The 2,258-nt window shown below is 57.6% G+C and carries 1 protein-coding gene; it reads left to right on the top strand.

Annotated features, from left to right (window positions below; translation table 11 throughout):
• On the top strand, positions 1-2,236 hold a 2,236-nt coding region (locus FN633_RS01830), incomplete at its 5' end, for a class I adenylate cyclase (protein ID WP_154058793.1).
• Between the last annotated feature and the right edge of the window lie 22 nt (positions 2,237-2,258).

The following is a 2,258-nucleotide window of genomic DNA, read 5'->3' as shown; positions in this document are numbered from 1 at the left end:
CTCATCGGTCGGACAGAGCAGCTCTTCCGATCTCGACATCTGGGTGTGTCATCAGTCGTGGCTCGACAGCGATGAGCGCCAGCTATTACAACGTAAATGCAGCCTGCTGGAGAGCTGGGCCGCCTCGCTCGGCGTAGAGGTGAGCTTCTTCCTGATCGACGAAAACCGCTTCCGCCATAACGAAAGCGGCAGCCTCGGCGGGGAAGACTGCGGCTCTACCCAGCACATCCTTCTGCTTGATGAGTTCTACCGCACCGCCGTGCGGCTGGCCGGGAAGCGTATTCTGTGGAATATGGTTCCGGGCGATGAAGAGCCCAACTACGACGACTACGTGATGTCGCTCTACGCTCAGGGCGTGCTGACGCCAAACGAGTGGCTGGATCTCGGCGGGCTGAGCTCGCTGTCGGCGGAGGAGTACTTCGGCGCTAGCCTGTGGCAGCTCTATAAAAGCATCGACTCTCCTTATAAAGCAGTACTGAAAACGCTGCTGCTGGAGGCTTATTCCTGGGAGTACCCGAACACGCGCCTGCTGGCAAAAGACATTAAACAGCGGCTGCACGACGGGGAGATCGTCTCCTTTGGTCTCGATCACTACTGCATGATGCTGGAGCGAGTTACCCACTATCTGACGGCGATCGAAGACGTCACGCGCCTTGACCTGGTGCGTCGATGTTTCTACTTAAAAGTGTGTGAAAAGCTGAGCCGCGAGCGCGCTTGCGTGGGCTGGCGACGTGAAGTCGTGAGCTCGCTGGTGAAAGAGTGGGGCTGGGACGAAGCGCGTCTCGCCATGCTCGATAACCGCGCCAACTGGAAGATCGGCCAGGTGCGCGAAGCGCATAACGAACTGCTCGATGCCATGATGCAGAGCTATCGTAATCTGATCCGCTTTGCACGCCGTAATAACCTTAGCGTCTCCGCCAGTCCGCAGGATATCGGCGTCCTGACCCGTAAGCTGTATGCTGCCTTTGAAGCGCTACCGGGGAAAGTGACGCTGGTCAATCCGCAGATTTCGCCGGATCTCTCTGAGCCAAATCTGACCTTTATTCATGTGCCCCCGGGCCGCGCCAACCGCTCTGGCTGGTATCTCTATAACCGCGCCCCGAGCATGGATTCGATTATCAGCCAGCAGCCGCTGGAGTATAACCGCTATCTGAACAAGCTGGTGGCGTGGGCATGGTTTAATGGCCTGCTGACGTCGCGCACGCATCTGTTTATTAAGGGCAACGGCATTGTCGATCTGGCGAAGCTGCAGGAGATGGTGGCCGACGTGTCGCACCACTTCCCGCTGCGCCTGCCTGCGCCGACGCCAAAGGCGCTCTACAGCCCGTGTGAAATTCGTCATCTGGCGATCATTGTTAATCTGGAGTACGACCCGACGGCGGCGTTCCGCAATCAGGTGGTCCATTTTGACTTCCGCAAGCTGGACGTGTTCAGCTTCGGCGAGCAGCAAAACTGCCTGGTGGGCAGCGTCGATCTGCTGTATCGCAACTCGTGGAACGAGGTGCGTACCCTGCACTTTAACGGCGAGCAGGCGATGATCGAGGCGCTAAAGACCATTCTGGGCAAGATGCATCAGGACGCCGCGCCGCCGGATAGCGTTGAGGTGTTCTGCTATAGCCAGCACCTGCGCGGTTTGATTCGTACCCGCGTGCAGCAGCTGGTGTCAGAGTGCATTGAACTACGCCTCTCCAGTACTCGCCAGGAGACCGGACGCTTTAAAGCGCTGCGCGTCGCCGGGCAGACGTGGGGACTCTTCTTTGAGCGTCTCAACGTCTCGGTGCAGAAGCTGGAGAATGCCATTGAGTTCTATGGCGCGATCTCCCACAACAAGCTGCACGGCCTGTCGGTGCAGGTAGAGACCAACCAGGTCAAGCTGCCGCCGGTGGTGGATGGGTTTGCCAGTGAAGGGATTATCCAGTTCTTCTTTGAAGAGTCGGGTGACGAGGCGGGCTTTAATATTTATATACTGGACGAGAGTAACCGGGCAGAGGTGTATCACCACTGCGAGGGTAGCAAAGAGGAGCTGGTACGTGACGTAAGCCGCTTCTACTCTTCATCCCACGATCGCTTTACCTACGGCTCCAGCTTTATCAACTTCAATCTGCCGCAGTTCTATCAGATTGTAAAAGTTGACGGGCGTGCGCAGGTGATCCCGTTCCGCAACCAGGCGATTGGCGTCGTGCCGCCGGCCAGTCCAAACAACGACGCGCCGCTGCTGCAGCACTATTTTTCCTGAGGCATTTTGCTGACGTAATGCC

It is taken from the genome of Pseudescherichia vulneris, from assembly GCF_902164725.1.
Taxonomy (GTDB): domain Bacteria; phylum Pseudomonadota; class Gammaproteobacteria; order Enterobacterales; family Enterobacteriaceae; genus Pseudescherichia; species Pseudescherichia vulneris.
The sequence above is the reverse complement of the archived record's forward strand: the minus strand, read 5'-3'. Positions and strand labels throughout refer to the sequence as shown.